The sequence below is a fragment of the Spirosoma arboris genome (genome assembly GCF_009754945.1).
GTDB classification, from domain to species: domain Bacteria; phylum Bacteroidota; class Bacteroidia; order Cytophagales; family Spirosomataceae; genus Spirosoma; species Spirosoma arboris.
The window spans coordinates 1-424 of the sequence record NZ_WPIN01000083.1 but is presented as its reverse complement, the minus strand read 5'-3'; the positions used below and the strand labels follow the sequence as shown (position 1 = coordinate 424).

Below are 424 nucleotides of genomic sequence, written 5' to 3'. Positions count from 1 at the left end.
GGTCAGGAAGGTTTTTAAATCAAGTCAGTGTACAAACTAGTCTTTAGTGAACGGCAATGGAAGCCCAACAAAGCCCCTACGAAAGGTTAAGCGATAAACAGCGCAAATTCGTTGATCTCTATTGTGAGTATCGCAATGCGTCACGTGCGGCTCGCGAAGCTGGCTACTCCGATGCTCGATCGAATCAGTCCGCTTATCAATTATTGACAAATATTGACATTTCTGCTGCCATTTCGCAGATTATGGACCAATCGGCAATGGGAAAGGGTGAATGTTTAGGCCGTATGACGGCTTACGGTCGCGGCACGATGGAGCACTTTATGACCGAAGAAGGCGAGCTAACGCTGAACTCGGAGGATGCTAAGGCCAATAGAGACTTGTTGAAAAAAGTGCGTCAACGCAAGATAGTCAGGACGACTCCGGC

The 424-nt window shown here is 47.9% G+C and carries 1 protein-coding gene; it reads left to right on the top strand.

Annotated features, from left to right (window positions below; genetic code table 11):
* Window positions 1-56 precede the first annotated feature (56 nt).
* Window positions 57-424 (top strand): terminase small subunit (locus GO755_RS40755; protein ID WP_198175101.1); only part of this gene is annotated, 368 nt, incomplete at its 3' end.